The organism is Kerstersia gyiorum (assembly GCF_004216755.1).
Lineage (GTDB): Bacteria > Pseudomonadota > Gammaproteobacteria > Burkholderiales > Burkholderiaceae_B > Kerstersia > Kerstersia gyiorum.
The window spans coordinates 1-17,756 of record NZ_SGWZ01000004.1 but is presented as its reverse complement, the minus strand read 5'-3'; the positions used below and the strand labels follow the sequence as shown (position 1 = coordinate 17,756).

Annotated in this window: 16 protein-coding genes and 3 pseudogenes; 5 read left to right on the top strand and 14 right to left on the bottom strand. The window is 60.4% G+C overall.

Features of this window, described 5'->3' with window-relative positions:
- Positions 1-229: 229 nt before the first annotated feature.
- The 4 genes from EV679_RS12080 to EV679_RS12065 all read right to left on the bottom strand — a co-directional run bounded on the left by EV679_RS12080 (position 230) and on the right by EV679_RS12065 (position 3,293).
- Positions 230-787: a flavin reductase family protein gene (locus EV679_RS12080; RefSeq protein ID WP_130487360.1), complete on the bottom strand. Its 558-nt coding sequence runs from the start codon at positions 785-787 to the stop codon at positions 230-232.
- 66 nt (positions 788-853) lie between these two features.
- Positions 854-1,711: an SDR family oxidoreductase gene (locus EV679_RS12075; protein WP_130487359.1), complete on the bottom strand. Its 858-nt coding sequence runs from the start codon at positions 1,709-1,711 to the stop codon at positions 854-856.
- A gap of 37 nt (positions 1,712-1,748) precedes the next feature.
- Positions 1,749-2,516 (bottom strand): SDR family NAD(P)-dependent oxidoreductase, encoded by a 768-nt coding sequence (locus EV679_RS12070; protein ID WP_130487358.1) that lies wholly within the window; start codon positions 2,514-2,516, stop codon positions 1,749-1,751.
- A gap of 33 nt (positions 2,517-2,549) precedes the next feature.
- Positions 2,550-3,293, bottom strand: a complete 744-nt coding sequence (locus EV679_RS12065) for an SDR family oxidoreductase (RefSeq protein ID WP_130487357.1) — start codon at positions 3,291-3,293, stop codon at positions 2,550-2,552.
- A 197-nt stretch (positions 3,294-3,490) separates the two neighbouring features.
- On the opposite strand from EV679_RS12065, the gene EV679_RS12060 reads away from it, so the two are divergent.
- Positions 3,491-4,438: an AraC family transcriptional regulator gene (locus EV679_RS12060; protein WP_242611480.1), complete on the top strand. Its 948-nt coding sequence runs from the start codon at positions 3,491-3,493 to the stop codon at positions 4,436-4,438.
- A gap of 73 nt (positions 4,439-4,511) precedes the next feature.
- Complete coding sequence (locus EV679_RS12055) at positions 4,512-4,922, top strand: barstar family protein (protein ID WP_130487356.1); 411 nt, start codon at positions 4,512-4,514, stop codon at positions 4,920-4,922.
- 55 nt (positions 4,923-4,977) lie between these two features.
- Here the strand turns inward: EV679_RS12055 and EV679_RS12050 are convergent, their stop codons facing one another.
- Positions 4,978-5,601: a TetR/AcrR family transcriptional regulator gene (locus EV679_RS12050; RefSeq protein WP_207224927.1), complete on the bottom strand. Its 624-nt coding sequence runs from the start codon at positions 5,599-5,601 to the stop codon at positions 4,978-4,980.
- A 117-nt stretch (positions 5,602-5,718) separates the two neighbouring features.
- Between EV679_RS12050 and EV679_RS12045 the strand changes: the two genes are divergently transcribed.
- Positions 5,719-6,912, top strand: a complete 1,194-nt coding sequence (locus EV679_RS12045) for an MFS transporter (protein ID WP_278043809.1) — start codon at positions 5,719-5,721, stop codon at positions 6,910-6,912.
- 34 nt (positions 6,913-6,946) lie between these two features.
- Here the strand turns inward: EV679_RS12045 and EV679_RS12040 are convergent, their stop codons facing one another.
- Positions 6,947-7,162, bottom strand: a complete 216-nt coding sequence (locus EV679_RS12040; RefSeq protein ID WP_083969589.1) for a DUF2274 domain-containing protein — start codon at positions 7,160-7,162, stop codon at positions 6,947-6,949.
- On the opposite strand from EV679_RS12040, the pseudogene EV679_RS12035 reads away from it, so the two are divergent.
- Positions 7,130-7,363 (top strand): annotated as a pseudogene (locus EV679_RS12035) (TrbI/VirB10 family protein); the annotation flags it as partial. The gene EV679_RS12040 and the pseudogene EV679_RS12035 overlap by 33 nt on opposite strands.
- On the opposite strand, the pseudogene EV679_RS12030 reads toward EV679_RS12035, so the two are convergent.
- From EV679_RS12030 to EV679_RS12010, 5 genes and pseudogenes are all read right to left on the bottom strand, one after another.
- Positions 7,304-7,507: pseudogene (locus EV679_RS12030) on the bottom strand (LysR family transcriptional regulator); the annotation flags it as partial. The pseudogenes EV679_RS12035 and EV679_RS12030 sit on opposite strands and share 60 nt — an antisense overlap.
- 133 nt (positions 7,508-7,640) lie before the next feature.
- The gene (locus EV679_RS12025) at positions 7,641-9,116 is read right to left on the bottom strand and encodes an efflux transporter outer membrane subunit (RefSeq protein WP_130487354.1); all 1,476 of its coding nucleotides are present in this window, start codon (positions 9,114-9,116) and stop codon (positions 7,641-7,643) included.
- A gap of 3 nt (positions 9,117-9,119) precedes the next feature.
- Entirely contained in the window at positions 9,120-12,317 is a 3,198-nt protein-coding gene (locus tag EV679_RS12020) for an efflux RND transporter permease subunit (RefSeq protein ID WP_068370984.1), read from the bottom strand.
- A gap of 1 nt (position 12,318) precedes the next feature.
- Positions 12,319-13,479, bottom strand: a complete 1,161-nt coding sequence (locus EV679_RS12015; RefSeq protein WP_068370514.1) for an efflux RND transporter periplasmic adaptor subunit — start codon at positions 13,477-13,479, stop codon at positions 12,319-12,321.
- 71 nt (positions 13,480-13,550) lie between these two features.
- On the bottom strand, positions 13,551-13,937 hold the full coding sequence (locus EV679_RS12010) for a DUF1360 domain-containing protein (protein WP_068370512.1): 387 nt from the start codon (positions 13,935-13,937) through the stop codon (positions 13,551-13,553).
- 106 nt (positions 13,938-14,043) lie between these two features.
- Between EV679_RS12010 and EV679_RS12005 the strand changes: the two genes are divergently transcribed.
- Positions 14,044-14,718, top strand: coding sequence for an ArsR/SmtB family transcription factor (locus EV679_RS12005; RefSeq protein ID WP_068370981.1), 675 nt, complete (start codon positions 14,044-14,046; stop codon positions 14,716-14,718).
- Positions 14,719-14,756: 38 nt separating this feature from the next.
- On the opposite strand, the pseudogene EV679_RS12000 reads toward EV679_RS12005, so the two are convergent.
- From EV679_RS12000 to EV679_RS11990, 3 genes and pseudogenes are all read right to left on the bottom strand, one after another.
- Positions 14,757-16,751 (bottom strand): annotated as a pseudogene (locus EV679_RS12000) (relaxase/mobilization nuclease domain-containing protein).
- Complete coding sequence (locus EV679_RS11995) at positions 16,748-17,191, bottom strand: hypothetical protein (protein WP_130487353.1); 444 nt, start codon at positions 17,189-17,191, stop codon at positions 16,748-16,750. The pseudogene EV679_RS12000 and the gene EV679_RS11995 overlap by 4 nt, the downstream one beginning before the upstream one ends.
- Positions 17,188-17,754: a S26 family signal peptidase gene (locus tag EV679_RS11990; protein WP_130487352.1), complete on the bottom strand. Its 567-nt coding sequence runs from the start codon at positions 17,752-17,754 to the stop codon at positions 17,188-17,190. The genes EV679_RS11995 and EV679_RS11990 overlap by 4 nt, the downstream gene beginning before the upstream one ends.
- Between the last annotated feature and the right edge of the window lie 2 nt (positions 17,755-17,756).

Here is a 17,756-nt window from a genome sequence, read left to right as displayed (position 1 = left end):
CTCACCTTGGGGTGACGAGATTTTCGCAAGGCCATAGTTCGCCTTTATCATCTGATAAGCGATCCTGTCCGCGTTCGCACCCGGCGGGCAATTTCCAACCAGAAGGTGCACCTGCTTAGCACGTCCAGAGCGACTGCTGACGTGGCAAGACTGCCGCGTCGAACCGGTCCGGTTTCGAGACGGCGACATCGGCGATGCCAGCCTGTCGCTGCTCAAGCGGCCTGGGACGTCAGCGCATCAAGTAGCGCCACTTAGTCATGCGCTCGCCTAGATCGAGCATCTCGCCATCGACGCTGAAGCGGCCATCGCCCTGGTGGTGGATCAACCGCGTTTCCTTGCGCGCAGTGTCGATCCAGATGCGCTGGACCTCCAGCACCCACAGGTTGTAGCGGCGTGTCCAGTCATCGTCGACGACACGGCATTCCAGGTTGGCCCAGCATTCGCGCACCAGCGGCGCATCGACCGTCTGCGCCGGCGCGCCTGTCAGGCCGAAATGCGTGAACTTGTCGAGTGCATTGCCCGAGCAGTTGCCGATGTCCACCACCGTTTCGGCCAGGTCCACCGTCGGCACCGCCAGCACGCATTCGCCCGTGTCCGACAGCGCCCGGTAGCTATGGTCCCAGGTGCCGATGACCGCGCCGACCAAGGGTGGATCGTGCTGCATCATCATGTGGAACCCCATCGTCATCAGATTGGCACGGCCATCTGCGCTGCGGGTGGACACTAGCACGATGGGGCCGGATTCGAGGATGCGGTAGGCCTTTTCGGCGGGCAACTCATTGAGCATGGTATGATCTCCTGATGCACCGGAGAGGCACGCAGCACCCAGCCGCGTGCCCGCCCTCGTGCGAAATTACTCGGCAAAATCCGTGGCATCGGATGCGCCGCGCCACGCATCCAGATCCTTGCGCACTGCCTGCATCTTCTGCTCGGCCAGGGTGTTGGCGATCTTGCCCGCGAACAGGTGCACCGGCGGCTCGGCCACGGCGGCGGCTTGCAAAATCAAGGTGGCCACTTTCTCCGGGTCGCCCGCCTGCTTGCCGTCCAGGCCATTGAGGTGCAAGTCCAGCGAGGCTTGGGCCTCGGTGTAATCGGCGATGGAACGCTCGGCCACGACCAGCGTGTCCTTGGACAGGAAGCCGGTGCGCACCGGGCCGGGATAGACCACGGTCGCCTTGATGTTCAGTTCGGCCAGCTCGGCGGTCAGCGTTTCGGTCAGTCCTGCGATGGCGAACTTGGAGGCCACGTAGCTGCCCCAGCCCGCATAGCCGCCCTGAAAGCCGACGATGGACGCGACATTGAACACATGCCCGCTGCGCTGGCCGCGCAGATGCGGCAAGGCATGGCGCAGCACGTGCAGCGGCGCGAACACGTTGACGTCGAAATTGCGGCGCAGTTCGGCATCGCTCAGCGCCTCGATGGTGCCCTGCTGGCCGTAGCCGGCGTTGTTGACCACGCAGTCGATGCGCCCGAAGGTGGCGACAGTCTTGTCAATGGCGGCCTGCACGCTGGCTTCATTGACCAGATCCACTTCCAGCGGCAGCAGCCGTTCGTGCTTGTCTCCGAACGCCTGCTGCAGACTGGCCAGCGTGCGCGAGGTGGCTGTCACGGCATCGCCCCGCGCGAGCGCCTGGCGGGCCAGAGACAGGCCGATGCCGCGCGCGGCACCCGTGATGAACCAGACTTTGGAGGGGTGTACTTGTTGTTGCATGGATGAAAACTCCTGTGAGGTTGAAATATGGGTTGCGTTACTGAATGGCTACGCTCATGCCGCCGTCGGCCATGACCACCGCGCCAACGATGTAGCTGGCCTGATCCGAAGCCAGGAAGGCGGCAACTTGCGCGATTTCCTCGGGACGAGCGGCGCGGCCAATGGGCGCCTTGCGGCCGTGTTCGGCCAGATAAGCCTGGCCATCGGGCTGGATGGCGTTGGTGATGTTGGTGACGGCATCGCCCGAGCCGACCGCGTTGACACGAATGCCGTGGCTGATGGCTTCCAGCGCCAGCGTGCGGGTCAATTGCGCCAACGCGCCCTTGGACGCGGCATAGGCGGCAATGCCGGGAAAGCTCTGGTAGCAGGCGTAGGAGCCAATGTTGACGATGGCGCCGGAGCCGGCGGCCATCATCGGGCGCATGGCGGCGCGGGAGAACAGGAAGGCACCGGTGGCATTCACCGCCAGCACGTGGTTCCACTCTTCCAGGCTCATCTCCGCCACCGGGCGATTGATGATGATGCCGGCGTTGTTGACCAGGATGTCCAGGCGGCCGAATTGCTCGAGCGCCGTGTCCACGGCAAGCGCGGCGCTGGCCTCCTTGGCCACGTCGCCCACGACCGGCACGATGCCCTCGCGCGCCAGCGCATTGACGTTGTCGCCACGGCCGACCGCGACGACGCGCGCGCCCTGCTGATGCAGCAGCTCGACGGTTGCCCGTCCGATGCCGCTGGCCGCACCGGTGACGATGGCCACACGCCCGGCAAAGGGCGTGGCCTGGGACGGAATGCTTGTTTCCGACATGAAAAACTCCTTGGGAGTGAATGGATTCAGCGATCAGTACGGACTGGCCGTGGGACGCACGATGAGCTCGCTCACGTCCACGCCATCGGGTTGCGCGATCGCGTAGGCGATCGCCTGCGCAACGGCCTGCGGCGGCAAGGCAATGCGGCGGAAGTCGCGCATGGCCTCCCGTGCGCCGGGATCGGTGATGTGGTCGGCCAGTTCAGACTCGACCACGCCGGGGCTGACCAGCGTGACGCGGATGGCATCGGTCTCCTGGCGCAGGCCATCGGAGATGGCACGCACCGCGAACTTGCTGGCGCAATAGACCGCCGAAGATGGCCACACCTGATGTGCGCCGACCGAGGCGATATTGACGATGTGCCCATAGCCTTGCGCCTGCATGATCGGCAGAACGGCGGCAATGCCATGCAGCACGCCGCGCACGTTGACGTCCAGCGTGCGGTTCCACTCGTCAACCTTGAGCGCCGCCAATGGAGACAGCGGCATGACGCCTGCATTGTTGATGAGCACATCGACGCGGCCATGCTCGGCGTGCGCCCGAGCGACGATGGTTTGCAGGTCTTCCTGGCGTGTGACGTCCAGTTGCACCGCCTCAACATGGCAGCCTTCGGCGCACAGTTCATCCTGCAGGGCGGTGAGCCTGTCCAGGCGGCGCGCGCCGATGTAAAGGTGGTGGCCTTGCCGCGCCAGATGGCGGGCCGTGGCCTCGCCGATGCCACTGCTGGCGCCGGTGAGCACGATGACCTTGGTAGTGGCCGATGCGGTGGATGACATGATTTCTCCTTGTGCTTTCTTGGCTAGCGCAAGGGCAAGCCAAGGGGGTAAGAACAAGGTGAAATCGTAGAGACAAGGGCCTGGACGGACTAGGTCGATACCTCTTGCATCATTGCCCAATCCTACTTATTGACCACCTTTAACAGGCAATATGATGCAAAAATATAGCCATATCATCATTACACGAAGGTAACAGCATGCCCCATGCGCAACCCGATCTGTCACGGCAGACGGAAATGGCCGAATTAATCCGGCAACTGGCCCCGCAGGAAGGCCATACCCGCTCGCTGCTCGACGGCGTGCGCCTGATGCGCTCCGACCGGCCATTGGGTCGCACACCTGTGTTGTACGAGCCGAGCATCGTCATCGTCTGCCAGGGCCACAAGCGCGGCTATCTTGCCAATCGGGTCTATGACTACGACCCTCAACACTACTTGGTGCTGTCGGTGCCGCTGCCGTTCTCCACCGAAACCGATGCCAGCCCCGACGAGCCCTTACTGGCGGTGTCAGTGCGCCTGGACATGACCGCGGTAGCCGACTTGGTCATCGAGGTCGATCAACAAGCCAGCGCCACGTCCACGGCACCCGCCGGCATCGTCTCGACGCCCTTGGACGCTGCGCTGGCCGATACCACTGTGCGCTTGCTGCGGGCCTTACGCTCGCCACTTGAAGCACGCGTGCTGGGGCCTGCCGTCGTGCGGGAACTGTGCTTTCGCGTGCTGCTGGGCGAGCAAGGCGGCGCCATTCGCGCGGCCCTGGCCAGCCATGGCAACTTCGGCCGCATCGCGCGGGTATTGCGGCGCATCCACACCGACTACGCCCAGCCGCTGGACGTGGCGGTGCTGGCGCGCGAGGCGGGCCTGAGCGTGCCGGCCTTCCATGCGCATTTCAAGGCCGTGGCCGCCACCTCGCCCATCCAGTACATCAAGTCGGTACGGCTGCACCAGGCGCGGCTGATGATGATCCGCGACCATGTCACCGCAGCCGGCGCTGCGGTGCGCGTCGGCTACGAAAGCCCCTCGCAGTTCAACCGCGAGTTCAAGCGCCTGTTTGGCCGCAGCCCCGGCGAGGAAGCACGCGAAATGCGCTCGGCCTTTGCGCTGATGGAGCCGGCGCAGCTTGCGGAGGCTGCAGCGATGCATTGAGGCGCGCAGGGTAATCCACCAACCTGTCGCCACTTTGATCAACAAGGTGGCTTCACTTTATAGCTACTGAGTTATGAATCAAACGGACTCTCCCGAACGCACACTGATGATCGACGGCGCCCGCATAGATGGCATCGCGGATTTCTACGCTGAGATCAATCGCGTCTTCATGGCGCAGGAAGACTGGGAACTGGGCGTCAGCCTTGATGCGTTGGACGACATGCTCTACGGAGGGTATGGCGCAGCGCAAGGCCATGTGCCGGTTAAGCTGCGCTGGCTGAATGCCGAGCACAGCCGCACACAGCTCGGACACGCCGCAACGCGCGCCCACTACCTCGACAAACTGGCCCACCCCGATACCTTCAACCACCAGCACTGGCTGGGTGCGCTGCATGCTTTGGAGGCTGGCAAAGGCCCGACGTATTTTGAGCAAATCTGCCAGGTCATCGCCGGCCATCCCCGCTTCACGCTGGAACTGGCTTGAGCAGCAGTTGACAAGCAAATCGTCAGCAATCGCTACATCGTCTTACGGCTGCTTGTCACGCTGTTTTTCGTGCCGACCGTGATGCCGCTTGCGCAAGACACTCATCCAGCAGGCCCGTGGCGTACGCGATATCTGGTGACTTAGGCGTGAACAGGATGCGATATATCACCGGCGCTACCACTTGATCGAGCAGTCTCTGCGAGTCTGGAGGCACAGCACCTTGCTCCACCCCTCTGGCGATGATGCTGTCCAAGGTGCTGAGGATGCATTCTGTACATTGTCCCGCCCGCTCAGTATTACCCAGCGCCAGCGCTTCGTGCAGCAAGTCACGACCCGGCCCGGAGCCCATCTCGTCGACAAACTGCTCTAGCCATGTTGACAGATCCTGGCGCCAGTCGCCACTGTCGGGCGGCAGCGCGTCGGCCTGAAATTGACGCACAGCCACATCGGCAAGCAGCGACGCCACGCCGCCCCAGCGGCGGTAGATGGTCGAAGGCGTCACATTTGCCCGCGCGGCAATCATCGGCACGGTGATCTCGGCTGAGGGCTTTTCCTTCTTAAGCGATTCGACCGCTTCCAGCACGACTGCCTGAATGCGTGCGGCACGGCCACCGGGACGGCTGCCTCCCGGTTGGGTTGCATCCGTCTGATTCTTCGAGGATTGCCCTACATCTTTCATGGTGTGTCCCGATAGCTGCCGCCTCAACATCCACCACCACTAAAGCAATTTATTAGCTTTAGTGGTAGAGTGGCGCATCAAAAGCAATATTTTAGCTTTTATCGAAGGCGACATGTTATGACTACGCTTCAGCACACACGGCCAGCCAGCAGAGGCACAACTGCCTCTTTGGCGCTGCACGGCCTGACCATCATCCTGTTCTTTGCGGCGTCAAGCATGACGACCCCGCTTTTTCCGCTGTATCAGGCCAGTTGGGGAGTCTCGGCCTTCCTGATCAGTGTGATCTTTGCAGCCTACGTCGGCGCATTGCTGCTCTCGCTGCTTTTCTTGGGCGCACTGTCCAACCATTTCGGCAGGCGCGCGGTGATCGTGGCGGCACTCGTTGTTCAGTGCGTCGCGATGGTCATGTTCCTGGTTGCGGACAGCGGCCACTGGCTGGTTGCCGCGCGGCTGGTGCAGGGTTTCGCCACTGGCATCGCGACCACCGCCGTGGCCGCAGCATTGCTGGATGTGGATCAGAAGGCTGGGGCGATGATCAATAGCCTGGCGCCTACGGTCGGCATGGCCGTGGGCGCGCTTGGGGCTGGCGCATTGGTCCAGTTCGCACCACTGCCCTTGCGCCTCGTGTACGGCATTGCACTAGCCATCAGCCTGATTCAGCTCGTCCGGACGCTGGTGTCCGCAGAAACGTTCCCTGATCGCCGCAGCAATGGCTGGTCGCTGCGGCCAAGGATAGAGATTCCGCGTGGCTTGCGCTCGACTTTCGTGCGCATTCTTCCGCTGAATGTGGCGGTTTGGGGTTTGGGCGCGCTGTTTCTCTCGCTGTTGCCAGGACTCTTCCATGAAATGGCGTCCACCCCGTCCATGGTATGGCTGAGTGGCGCTGCCGTCGGGGTCATGACACTAGCGGGAGCGGCAGCGGTACTGCTGTTGCGCAACCGGTCTGCGGCGCACGCACGTCGTTGGGCCAGTCTGACGATCATTGCTGGCACAAGCCTGGTTTTGGCGGGCACGGTGCTGCACAGCCCGACGCTGATCCTGCTGGGATCGCTGCCGACGGGCATCGGGTTCGGTGGTGGATTCCTGGGCGTACTGCGAAGCCTGGTGACACAGGCGCGGACGGAGGAACGCGCCGGACTGGTTTCGGCCTTCTACATCGCCAGCTACCTGCCCAACGCGCTTTTAGCAATGGCTGCAGGTTACGCTGCCCAGCACCTGGGATTTCTCCCGGCCGCGCAGTTCTTCGCGATCTTCATCATCGCGATGGCGTGCTGGTCGCTGTTCATCAAGCTAGGCGAGAACGATCGTTGACGCGCGTTTGCTGATGACGATTTATGCGCCGGCATCACGGTTCGATGGCAGATTTTTTGTTCTGCTCTCTTTTAAACCACCGATCCCCACCCATGAACGCCTCCAGCATATGCGGGATCAGCGTCGTGGCATCCACGGCCTCGCCATACGCCTGCGCGTGCAGCGCGGCGTAGCGGTCGAGGTCGGATTTCAGGTTGGCCGGGCAAGCAAAGGTCAGCTTACGGGCATCAAGTCCGACCTGCCAGGCGATGTCATCGCCACGGTGACGGAGCCGGTCTATGACACGGCGACCGGCAAGTTTCTGCTGATCCCGCAGGGCTCGCGCATCCTGGGCAAGTACAACAGCCAGGTCAGCTACGGACAAAGCCGTGTGCAGGTAATGTGGAACCGCAACATGCTCCAGGAACAGTTTGCCCGCTCGTGTCAGCCGCGTGCTGCGGCTGGTACGGATGAACAACTGTTCTTCCAGGTCTTCTTCCAACTCCTTGATGGTGCGTGATAGCGGAGACTGCTCGATATGCAACCGTTCAGCAGCGCGGGCAAAATGGAGTTCTTCTGCTACAGCAATAAAGCAGCGAAGATGACGAAATTCCATAAACTAGCTCTTAAGCTCGAATAGAGCCTGACCAGTCTGACTGGATAGAAGAGGCAACTCAGCGTCCTTTCCTCCTGGCAGTCCCTGGATATCCCGAATGTCGCTCCGCATTACTTGAGTTGTCATTTGAAACTCAATTCAATTGTCTCCAACCGCCACCCAACGCACGTATAAGATCCACCGAAGCTCGTAATCTGGCTCCCTGAGCACGCACTAGTTCTAGCTGTTGCTCAATCAAGGTTCTCTGTGTATCGAGATAGAAGAGGTAATCACTGTCGCCAATTTCAAACCGGCTCTGCGCTTCGCTTGATGCGCTTTGGGCTGCCGCCTGTGCCAGGCGGAGTTGCTCTATTGCTTCATCAAGCGTTCGTATCGACACCAAACTGTCTTCGACTTCTCGGAAAGCCTTGAGTACGGTTCCTCTGTATGCAGCGACTTCTTCTTGGTACCGTGCTCGCGCTTGCTCAATAGTTGCCTCGCGTCTTCCGCCATCAAAAATTGGCAAGCTAAGAGCAGCCCCCACCAACGGCCCCAATAGAAATGTTCGCTGTGACCAATTGAATAGATTCCCTAAGCTGGATGACTCATAACCGGCAGATCCGGTCAGATTCAGCGCGGGGAAATAAGCAGCCTTTGCGACGCCGACTTCCGCATTGGCAGCAGCCATCCGTCGTTCAGCAGAGGCGATATCTGGCCGGCGTTCCAACAATGATGATGGCAAGCCTGGCGGTATATGGACGGTGATGAAACGCTGCTCATGACTGTCGTAGAAAAAATCGCTAGGCGCTCGGCCAAGGAGAGCAGCCAATGCATGCTCCACAATCGCACGTTGACGTTGTATTGCAGTCAATGCTGCCCGCGATTTTGCCAATTCCGCCTGGGCGCTGGACAGGACGCCTGGCCTTACAACGCCTTCAACCAATTTCCGTTCGATCAGGCTTACTGTGTTTTCTCTGTTCGCGACAGCGCCTTGAGTTAAATGAATCTCACTATCTAACTGTCGAAGCAGGAAATAGGTGCTCGCCACATCAGCCTGAACCAAGAGTTTCAAAGCTGCCAGATCATTTTGCTTGCTTTCATAATCCGCGAGCGTGGCAGCAACCGCCGACGAGTTTTTCCCGAAAAGGTCTACCTCGTAGGCTACTGACACCTGTGCTCGCCAATAACTTTGAGATATTCCTGGGTCTCCATCTGACAGGTATTGACCAGTACTCGAAATTCGCTGCCTTGTAGGGCCAGTACTTGCCGAGATACTTGGGTAATAGGCTGCCTGCGCGTCCTTTATTAGAGCTCTGGCGCGGCCAAGCTGTGCTATTTTTGCGGCGATATCTTGATTATCTGAAAGTGCCTTCGACTGCAAATCGGTTAGTTGCTCGTCTTGAAATGCACTCCAGTCAGTATTGGCTAATTCCTCAGGCGCCGGCTCAGCGAGCTTCCAATCTCCAGCGGCCTCTTTGCCCTCAAGCAATGGCGTAAATTCCTCCTTGTAGCTGCCGGGGACATTTAATGTCGGGCGTTCATAAGTTGGCATCACGGAGCAGCCCGTCGTTACTGATGCCAAGATGGCAAGACATAGAATTCGAAATTCTATATTTCCTCTGGCTTTCATTATTTATTCCCCCTTCTGATCTATAGCCGAGTGTGGCAGCGTCACAGGGGGCTCATGTTGAGCGGCAGAATGCAGCTTTCCCGACGATAGTTTTCGAGCAAGAAGATAGAAGACTGGCGTCAAGAAAAGGCCAAAGAATGTCACGCCCAGCATGCCGAAAAATACCGACACACCGATTGCATGTCGCATCTCAGCGCCAGCTCCGGTAGAGATGACCAGAGGGATCACGCCCATGATGAAGGCAAGAGATGTCATTAGGATCGGGCGAAGTCTGAGACGGCATGCTTCGAGAACCGCATCCAGCGTGCGCCATCCCGCCATCTCCAGCTCCCTGGCAAATTCCACGATCAGAATCGCGTTCTTGGATGCCAGTCCAACCAGCACGATCAGACCGATCTGCGTAAAGATGTTGTTGTCCCCCTTCGTTATCCAAACGCCTAGGAGCGCGGAAAGAATGCTCATAGGGACAATCAGGATCACGGCCAGGGGCAGTGTCAGGCTTTCGTACTGAGCAGCAAGGACAAGAAAGACCAGCAACACGCACAAAGGGAAGATCCAAAGCGCGCTGTTGCCCGCGATGATCTGCTGGTATGTCAGATCCGTCCATTCATACTCGATGCCTGAAGGCAGGGTTTGCTCCGCGATGCGTTCTATCGCCGCCATGGCCTGCGAAGACGAATATCCTGGTGCCGGCGATCCGCTGACATCGGCAGAGGTATAGGCGTTGTACCTGGTGACTAGCTCGGGGCCATAGCTTTGCTCGATGGAAGCTACCGTGGACAGGGGCACCATCTCTCCGGTTGCCGTTCTGACTTGGAGCTTGAGCACATCCTCGGGATGAGCGCGATACCTGCCATCTGCCTGCACGCGAACCTGATACACGCGTCCCAACATGTTGAAGTCATTGACGTAAAACGATCCAAGATTGGCCTGCATCGTCTGGAAAATGTCCGCGACCGATATCCCATACTGCTTGGCCGCAATGCGGTCGATGGACACATGCAACTGGGGGACATTGATCTGATAGGTCGAGAACAGCGACGTCAGCTCCGGTGCGGCCCTGGCTTTCGCCATGAATTCCTGTGTGGCCTCGAACAGCGCGTCATAGCCAAGGTTGCCTCGATCCTCCAACTGGAGCTTGAATCCGCCAGTAGAGCCCAGGCCCATAACAGGTGGCGCGGAGAACACGCCTGCGAACGCGGCTTTCTCCAAGCTTGAATACTTTCCGTTTAACGATGCTGCGATGTCGTCGGCACTGAGTCCGGATCGCTCCGAAAAGGGTTTCAAGAGAATAAAAGTCAGCCCGGAGTTTGCGCTGTTGGTGGTTCCGTTGAGTGACAGCCCTGCATATGACGAGGTGCGTGCCACTCCGGGTTCGGCCCTGGCAACCTCATTCATTTGCTTCAAAACAGCGTCCGTTCGATCGAGCGATGCGCCTGCGGGAAGCTGGACGAAGCTGATCAGGTATTCCTTGTCCTGCGAGGGGACGAACCCACCTGGAATGCTTCGGCTCAGAAGAACCGTGATTGCCACGAGCACCGCGTAAACGGCGACAACAAGAACCTTGCGCCGCCCTAGCCATGCCACGCGCTGGCCATAGCGTTCCGAACTGCGAGAAAAGGCGCTATTGAACCAAGCAAAGAAGCGCCCGAATACTCGATGCATGAGCCGGGTCAACCAGTCCGATTGCGCCCCATGCGGTTTCAGCAGCAGCGATGCCAGGGCCGGCGATAGCGTCAGGGAATTGACTGCAGAGATCACGGTCGAGACGGCGATCGTGACTGCGAACTGCTGGTAGAACCGCCCCGTTAATCCAGACAGGAAAGCCAGAGGAACGAAAACAGCCACAAGCGTCAGCGCAATTGCGATGATTGGGCCGCTTACCTCTTTCATGGCGCGGTAGGTCGCTTCACGAGGGGGCATGCCGGCTTCGATGTTTCGCTCGACGTTTTCCACCACAACGATGGCATCGTCCACCACGATACCAATGGCAAGCACCAAGCCGAACAGGGAAAGCGCATTGATAGAAAATCCGAAAGCATGCAGGAAGGCCATGGTTCCGACAATGGACACCGGCACCGCCAGCAGAGGGATGATCGAGGCACGCCAGGTCTGAAGAAACAGGAACACCACGATCACCACGAGAACGATCGCTTCGAGCAACGTGTGAACCACCGCTTCAATGCTCGCCTCCACCGATTTGGTCGGGTTATAGGCGATCTCGTAATTCAGTCCGTCGGGAAACTGCTGCTTGAGCCGCGCCATCGTGCGCTCAACGTCAGATGCAATCTTGAGCGCGTTGGCTCCCGGTGCCTCTTGAATGGCAACCGCCACGGCCTCTCGCTCATTCAGATAGGTGCGCATGCCGTAGCTTTCCGCGCCCAGCTCCACGCGCGCCACATCCCGCAACAGAGTCGTCCGGCCGCTTTGATCGGCGCGCAGGACGATATTGCCGAACTGTTCCGGACTGCTCAATCTGCCATCGGTACTGACTGTCATCTGCAAGGGCGCGTCGGCCACCGTGGGCGCCGCGCCAATACTGCCGACTGCCGCCTGAGAATTCTGCTCTCGGATCGCAGCGATGACATCGGACACGGTGAGGCCACGTGCGGCGACTGCCGCGGGATCGAGCCAGACACGCATGGCGTAGCCGCCCGGCCCCCATACCGTTACCTGGCCAACGCCTTCAATCTTCGCCAGTTCGTCCTTGACATTGCGAATCGCATAGTTGCTAAGGTAATTAACGTCGAACCGGCCGTCGGGAGACTCCAGGTGAACCGCAAGCGTAATGTTCGGTGAGCTTTTTACGGTTGTGACGCCCAAACGCTGCACCTCTTCGGGCAGACGTGGAAGCGCTTGGGAAACGCGATTCTGAACCCACTGCTGCGCTTGATCCGAAGAGGTTCCCAGTTTGAACGTCACGGTAAGGTAGAGATTACCGTCATCATTTGCCAGCGACTGCATGTAGAGCATGTGCTCCACGCCATTGACTGACTCCTCAATGGGTGCTGCGACAGTTTGAGCGATCGTCGTGGCATTGGCCCCCGGATACTGCGCGTGAACTACGACAGACGGAGGGACGACTGCGGGATATTCAGAGACAGGCAGACGGAATAAGGCAATCAGCCCGCACAAAAAAATCAGCGTGGACAGAACGCCTGCGAATATGGGCCGATCAATAAAAAACTTCGAAATGTTCATATCAATCCCGCACGCCCTCATCAACACCCGGGCTGGGAGGAACATCTGCCTTTACTTTCTGACCTGGCTGAACGCGTTGTGCCCCGTCGACAATTACGAGATCTGCAGCACGCAAGCCTTGCAGTACTACCCGTTGCGTACCCTGGCGGCTGCCGAGCGTCAAAATCCGCCGCTCGACTTGACCCTGGCCGTCGACGACAAGGACGAAGCGTCTGTCCTGATCGGTGCCGATAACCGCCTCGTCGATCAGCACCGCCCGATAGGGTTCTCCAGTTTGGAGGCGCACCCGGGCTTGCAGGCCAGGAATCATGACGCCATCCGTATTCGGCAGTAATGCGCGCATCCGGAGCGTTCCAGATCGCGTATCCAGTTGGTTGTCAACGGAAACCAAGGTTCCGCTATGCGGATAGTTTTCTTCGGCGATCAACCCCACCCTGACCGATGTGTCGTGAGCGCTCTTCGGATTACTGTAGTAGCGAAGATATGTGCGTTCATCGGCATTGAAAGAGACATAGATGGGACTTTGGCTAACGATTAATGCAAGAGGAGAGGCATCTTCTCCAGCTTTGATCAAATTCCCTTTGGTAATTTCAGCTCTTGATATTTTTCCTGAAATGGGAGCAACGATTTTTGTATAAGCCAAATCCAGTTCTGCGCGCTTTACGCCTGCTTCGGCTGCTTGCAACGAAGAACGCGCTTCTTGCGCATCGTGTTGCAGTGCATCGAAATCTCGACGTGCGATCGCATTGACCTCCACAAGACGTTTACCTCGCTCCAATTCCTTCCTAGTGAATTGCACACGATCGCGTGCTTGGGAGAGCATCGCCTGCATGCGCTGTAGTTCTATCTCAAATGGTGCAGGGTCGATTGAAAAGAGAAGCTGACCTTGGGCCACCTGCTCACCGTCCTTGAAATGAACTGCTGCGATCGTTCCCGCTACACGCGAGCGAACCTCCACGCGTTCTGGCGCTTCGAGCCGTCCGGTATATTCCTCCCAATCGGTCACTGTTTCCTCTGCTGCAGGCTTGACGGTAACTGTTGCAAGCGAACCCTCTTCAGAGGAACCCGCATTTACATCTGACGTGCGGTAGAACGCCGCCGTCGTGCATAGGGCGAGAACAAGTAGTAGCGGAAGGATTTTCCGCTTTAGTAGGATTGGCATAGAGCAACTTCTTTTGGTTAATAGCGCAAAAACTTAATGGCGGCGATCGCTTCGATCACTCCCGGCATTAGTCATTTCTTCGCCATGATTTCTTTGACTTCTTTTTCTCGAACCTTCATGGCCATGGCGGTCAGGAAAACCTTGAAAAAGATCCCGCTAACAAAGGCACTCAGCGTAAGAGTGAAGAATGCGGAAACGACAAGATCGGCTAGAAGACTTCCGCTACTAAGAATCCTCGGGCGGTAAATCAGGATGCCGAGAAAGACCACCCAGTGACTCATGCAATAGAAACACTGGAAGAGATAACCGACCATGTGCCCCAGCTTTTGCGTCCACGCTCGCAGCGGCGCGAAAACTTCGGTGTGTGTGATGGTGATGGCGATGCTGCTGGCAGCGACGGCCAGGACCAGACATGCCCACAAGGCATGCAGATTCTCATTGGTGAGGTAGGGATTCATTTCAATGACATCCAGATTGACGTGATTCGGGGAAGAGCCTGATCAGGCTTACGATAAAACAATCAAGAGATTGATTGAACGATAGAGTGAGTGTACCATGCTGTCAATGAGCACTCACGATCTGTCATCAGTCTTCAAGGATCCCGCCGATCTTGCCGATGTCGCAAAGACGTTGGGGCATGCCCACCGCTTGATGCTTCTGCACCACATCTCCCAAGGTGAGAGTTCGGTGGAGCAGTTAGCCGAACGCTGTGGCTTGACCCTGGCAAACGCTTCCCAGCATCTGCAGCTCCTTAAGCGCGCTGGTTTTGTGGCGACCCGGCGTGAAGGTAAGCATGTCATCTACGCCCTGGATGATGCGCCGGTGGCTGAATTGACCACCGCGCTCTGGAAATTCGTTCAACACAAGCGCAGCCAAATCGCACAGGTCGCCATGGATAGCCTGCATGAGCGCGACAAGCTGGAAGGTCTTACAGTTGAAGCATTGCTGCGCCGGCTATCTGAAGAGGCCGTGGTGCTACTGGACGTGCGCCCCAGTGATGAGTTCACAGACGGACACCTTCCCGGCGCCATCAATATTCCTCTGGATCAACTAGCTAGTCGGCTAGAGGAGTTGAAGACAGGTTCTCCGATAGTTGCATACTGCCGAGATCCATACTGCGTACTGTCATCTGAAGCTGTGGCGTTACTTCGCACACGAGGTCATGACGCGGTGAAATTGTCGGGTGGCTTCCCGGCATGGCGAGCCGCCGGTTTGAACGTTGATATCGCTGAAGGCTGATCCCATGCGGGTTCAGCCATAGAAACATACGTGGCTAGCTAACCTACAGAAGGCCCACGTTGCCTCCCAAGCTCCCAAGACACCCTGCCACCACGCACCGTCGCGGTGAGATGCTGCCCCAGCCGCTGTTCGATCATCGGCCGCCACGGCACCAGGCTGAAACCCATGCCGTCATCGAGCATCGCGTAACGGCCACTCACCAGCATGACGGAACGCCGGTAGATACCGGCCACGCGCTGCCCGTCCCCTACGGGTCGATGCTCCAGGCCGGTGTCGGCGGCAATGTCCTTGGCGGCCTACGCCAGTTCCCGATTGCGCAGCGTGCCCAGCAGGTTGCGGGCCAGGATCACGCGCTGCCCGCGTCGCTCGGCCAGCCCCTGTTCGGCCAGGAAGTCGGCGCGCTGCAGCATCGCCTGCTTGGCGTCGCCACCAAAGCCCAGGTCGCCCAGCCCACGGCCGCCGCCGATCAATTACTGATCCAGCCAGGTCGCGCCGATGACGCGGGCCTGCCGCTCGATGGGCAGGGGCGATTTCAGTTCCACCGCCACGCCTCCCAGGCGCTGCGCGTCGTACTGGCGGCCCTGCTCGGGCAGGTCGTCCGGCACCTTCCATAGCCCCTTTGCCACACGCTCCACGATGCCAGCCCGGCGCAACGCTTCCAGCCGCCGGACGTGGGCGGCGACAACCTCCTGAGGGTCGCGTCCGGGCGTGGCCCGGCCCTGTTCGATGGCCAGGTGATGATCGGTGCGGTACAGGCCATCGCTTGTCAGCGCGGCGATGTTCCTGTCGGCCGCACGCACGTCGGCCGATCCCTTCACCTCCACCACGGCGCCCGTGGGGTAGTTCGCCAGTTCGTCGTGGGCGTTGAGCGCGACGTAGTGGGCCTTGCCGTCCACGCCGTCGATGACCAGATAGCTGCGGTCGTGCAGCTCGTCAGCCAGCCCCTTCGCGGCCACGCGGCCGATGATGCTGCGGCCACCTCCATCGGCATCTTGGCCCGGCTCGAACACCGCCAGCTCGCGCGGCTGGCCGCCCATGGCCCGCTGCATCGTTCGGATAATGTCGCCACGCTCGCCCAGGGCGCGCAAAGTCTTCTCGGCATCGGTATGGATGGCCCAGCAGCCTGGCTGCGTCTCGTCGGCCAGGCCCAGGCGCTGCAAGCGTTGCAGGCGGCCGATCAGCAGCAGGCGCTGGCGCTGCAAGTGCGGTTCGTTGAAGCGTTCGATCCGCACTCGGCCATCGTCGCCGGCCTCGCGCTGCAAGGTGCGATCCAGGCTCGTCCACCGCTCTTGTTCCACCTCGCGCCTCAAGGTCTGCTGGATCTCCAGTTCGGTGCGCCGCCCCAGCCATTCGGTCGCCAGTTCGGCGGCCCGATGGCGGAAGCCGTGGGCGATGTAGTCAGCCGCGATGATGAGGTCTTTGCCGGTGTCGTCGCGCCCGCGCACGATCAGGTGGGTATGCGGGTTGTCGGTGTTCCAGTGATCGACCGCCACCCAATCCAGCCGCGTGCCCAGATCGGCTTCCGTGCGGTTCACCAGATGCCGGGTGTAGGTGCGCAGGTCGTCCAGCTCGGCCCCGTCCTCGGGCGAGACGATGAAGCGGAAATGGTGCCGATCGTCGGCGCAGCGTTCCTTGAAGGCGTCGAGGTCGGCGGCATCGGTCTGCGGCCCGTAGGTTTGGCCCGGCTCGCCGTCGCGGCCCACGCCGTCGCGCTCGATGTAGCGCAGGTGCTTGGCGAGCGACTGCGGACTGGTCCGCTGATGATTCACCAGCAAGGTCTTGATGGTCGCGCGCCGGGACATGGGCGCCAGCTTCGCCCCGGCGAAGCGCGCCGCCGTATGGCCGCGCCCAAGCCGCGAGCCGGGGCGCTGGCCGGTGCCTGCCGCCCCAGGACGGTGCACCGCTGACTTGCCGCTGCTGGCTTTGCCGGCCTGCTTGAGCACCTTGGAAACGAAGCTCTGGCTCTGGCCCTTGCCACGATTCTTCGGGGCGCTGGGGCGCACGCGGAAATCGTCGTCGCGGCGGTCGGTCATGGCTGCGCTCCCTGCAAGCTCTGGCGTGTCCTGTCGTGCGAAGCACGCGGACATGCCTGCATTGGCGCAACTTTCGCGCCGAACGCGGCACGGCGGCAAAGCCGCTCCGTGCCGCGCCACCCCCATGTGCAGACAGTCTTTCGACGCGGCCCGGTGCCGCGTTCTTTTGTCTTGCCTTCCGCCTTTGCCTTCCGCTGACGCTCCAGGCACCGGCGGCGCGGCGGCGCTGCGTTGCTTGCAGCCAGCACGCCGGCGAACGCGGCGACGGCCGCAGGCCGGGCGCGTTCGAGGCAAGACGACTGCACATGGGAAGGCAGCGCGAAGTGCAGCGCGGATGCGCTTGCACTGCACGCGCGACAACAGCCGGAAAGCCACTGGATCGACACGCCCGATGGCACGATGAGATGCACGGCAACGTGCAGCGAGTCGGCGGCCATCATTGGCGGGACTCCAGCCACACCGGATGCGCAACGCCGATCACGGCGGATGCACTGACCGGGCCAAAATAGCGGCTGTCGAACGACGCCGGATTGGTCACGCTCAACAGGAACAGCTCGCCCGGTTCGAGGCGGCGGCAAAGCTGCAAGGACGGCAGCGACCGGCCCAGCCGGTCGGCAGGCAGCACGGCGGCCGCAGGCACGCCGTCGATGCGTACCTGACCGGCGACGATGCAGACGTGTTGTGGCGCGACCGCGCCGACACGTTTGAGCAGCGACACGCGGGTCGGCAGGTAGCCGCGCTGCGCGGCCAGCATGGCGGCCCTGGCCGGCAGTGGCACCAGCACGATGCTGTCCACGGACAACGGACGTGGCAGCGAGGCGGTGCGCGGGTCGATGCGATACCAGCCGACCGCCACGCTGTCGGACGGGTTGTAGGTCAGACGCGGCAGCGGCCACATGTTGTCAGGCAGGAAAGCCGCCCAGGCCAGCGCAGCGAAGCCGATGGCGGCCAGTGTCGCCACGACGATGCGAGCGCGCAGGCGCGAGCGAGGACGCGGCGCCACGT

What these genes read in the sequence shown, in the direction of transcription:
- EV679_RS11995 (WP_130487353.1), bottom strand. Translation starts at nt 17,191, where the DNA reads ATGATGGCCGCCGACTCGCTGCACGTTGCCGTGCATCTCATCGTGCCA.
- EV679_RS12070 (WP_130487358.1), bottom strand. Translation starts at nt 2,516, where the DNA reads ATGTCGGAAACAAGCATTCCGTCCCAGGCCACGCCCTTTGCCGGGCGT.
- EV679_RS12050 (WP_207224927.1), bottom strand. Translation starts at nt 5,601, where the DNA reads ATGAAAGATGTAGGGCAATCCTCGAAGAATCAGACGGATGCAACCCAA.
- EV679_RS12015 (WP_068370514.1), bottom strand. Translation starts at nt 13,479, where the DNA reads ATGCCAATCCTACTAAAGCGGAAAATCCTTCCGCTACTACTTGTTCTC.
- EV679_RS12065 (WP_130487357.1), bottom strand. Translation starts at nt 3,293, where the DNA reads ATGTCATCCACCGCATCGGCCACTACCAAGGTCATCGTGCTCACCGGC.
- EV679_RS12055 (WP_130487356.1), top strand. Translation starts at nt 4,512, where the DNA reads ATGAATCAAACGGACTCTCCCGAACGCACACTGATGATCGACGGCGCC.
- EV679_RS12060 (WP_242611480.1), top strand. Translation starts at nt 3,491, where the DNA reads ATGCCCCATGCGCAACCCGATCTGTCACGGCAGACGGAAATGGCCGAA.
- EV679_RS12020 (WP_068370984.1), bottom strand. Translation starts at nt 12,317, where the DNA reads ATGAACATTTCGAAGTTTTTTATTGATCGGCCCATATTCGCAGGCGTT.
- EV679_RS12080 (WP_130487360.1), bottom strand. Translation starts at nt 787, where the DNA reads ATGCTCAATGAGTTGCCCGCCGAAAAGGCCTACCGCATCCTCGAATCC.
- EV679_RS12075 (WP_130487359.1), bottom strand. Translation starts at nt 1,711, where the DNA reads ATGCAACAACAAGTACACCCCTCCAAAGTCTGGTTCATCACGGGTGCC.
- EV679_RS12010 (WP_068370512.1), bottom strand. Translation starts at nt 13,937, where the DNA reads ATGAATCCCTACCTCACCAATGAGAATCTGCATGCCTTGTGGGCATGT.
- EV679_RS12005 (WP_068370981.1), top strand. Translation starts at nt 14,044, where the DNA reads ATGAGCACTCACGATCTGTCATCAGTCTTCAAGGATCCCGCCGATCTT.
- EV679_RS12025 (WP_130487354.1), bottom strand. Translation starts at nt 9,116, where the DNA reads ATGAAAGCCAGAGGAAATATAGAATTTCGAATTCTATGTCTTGCCATC.
- EV679_RS12045 (WP_278043809.1), top strand. Translation starts at nt 5,719, where the DNA reads ATGACTACGCTTCAGCACACACGGCCAGCCAGCAGAGGCACAACTGCC.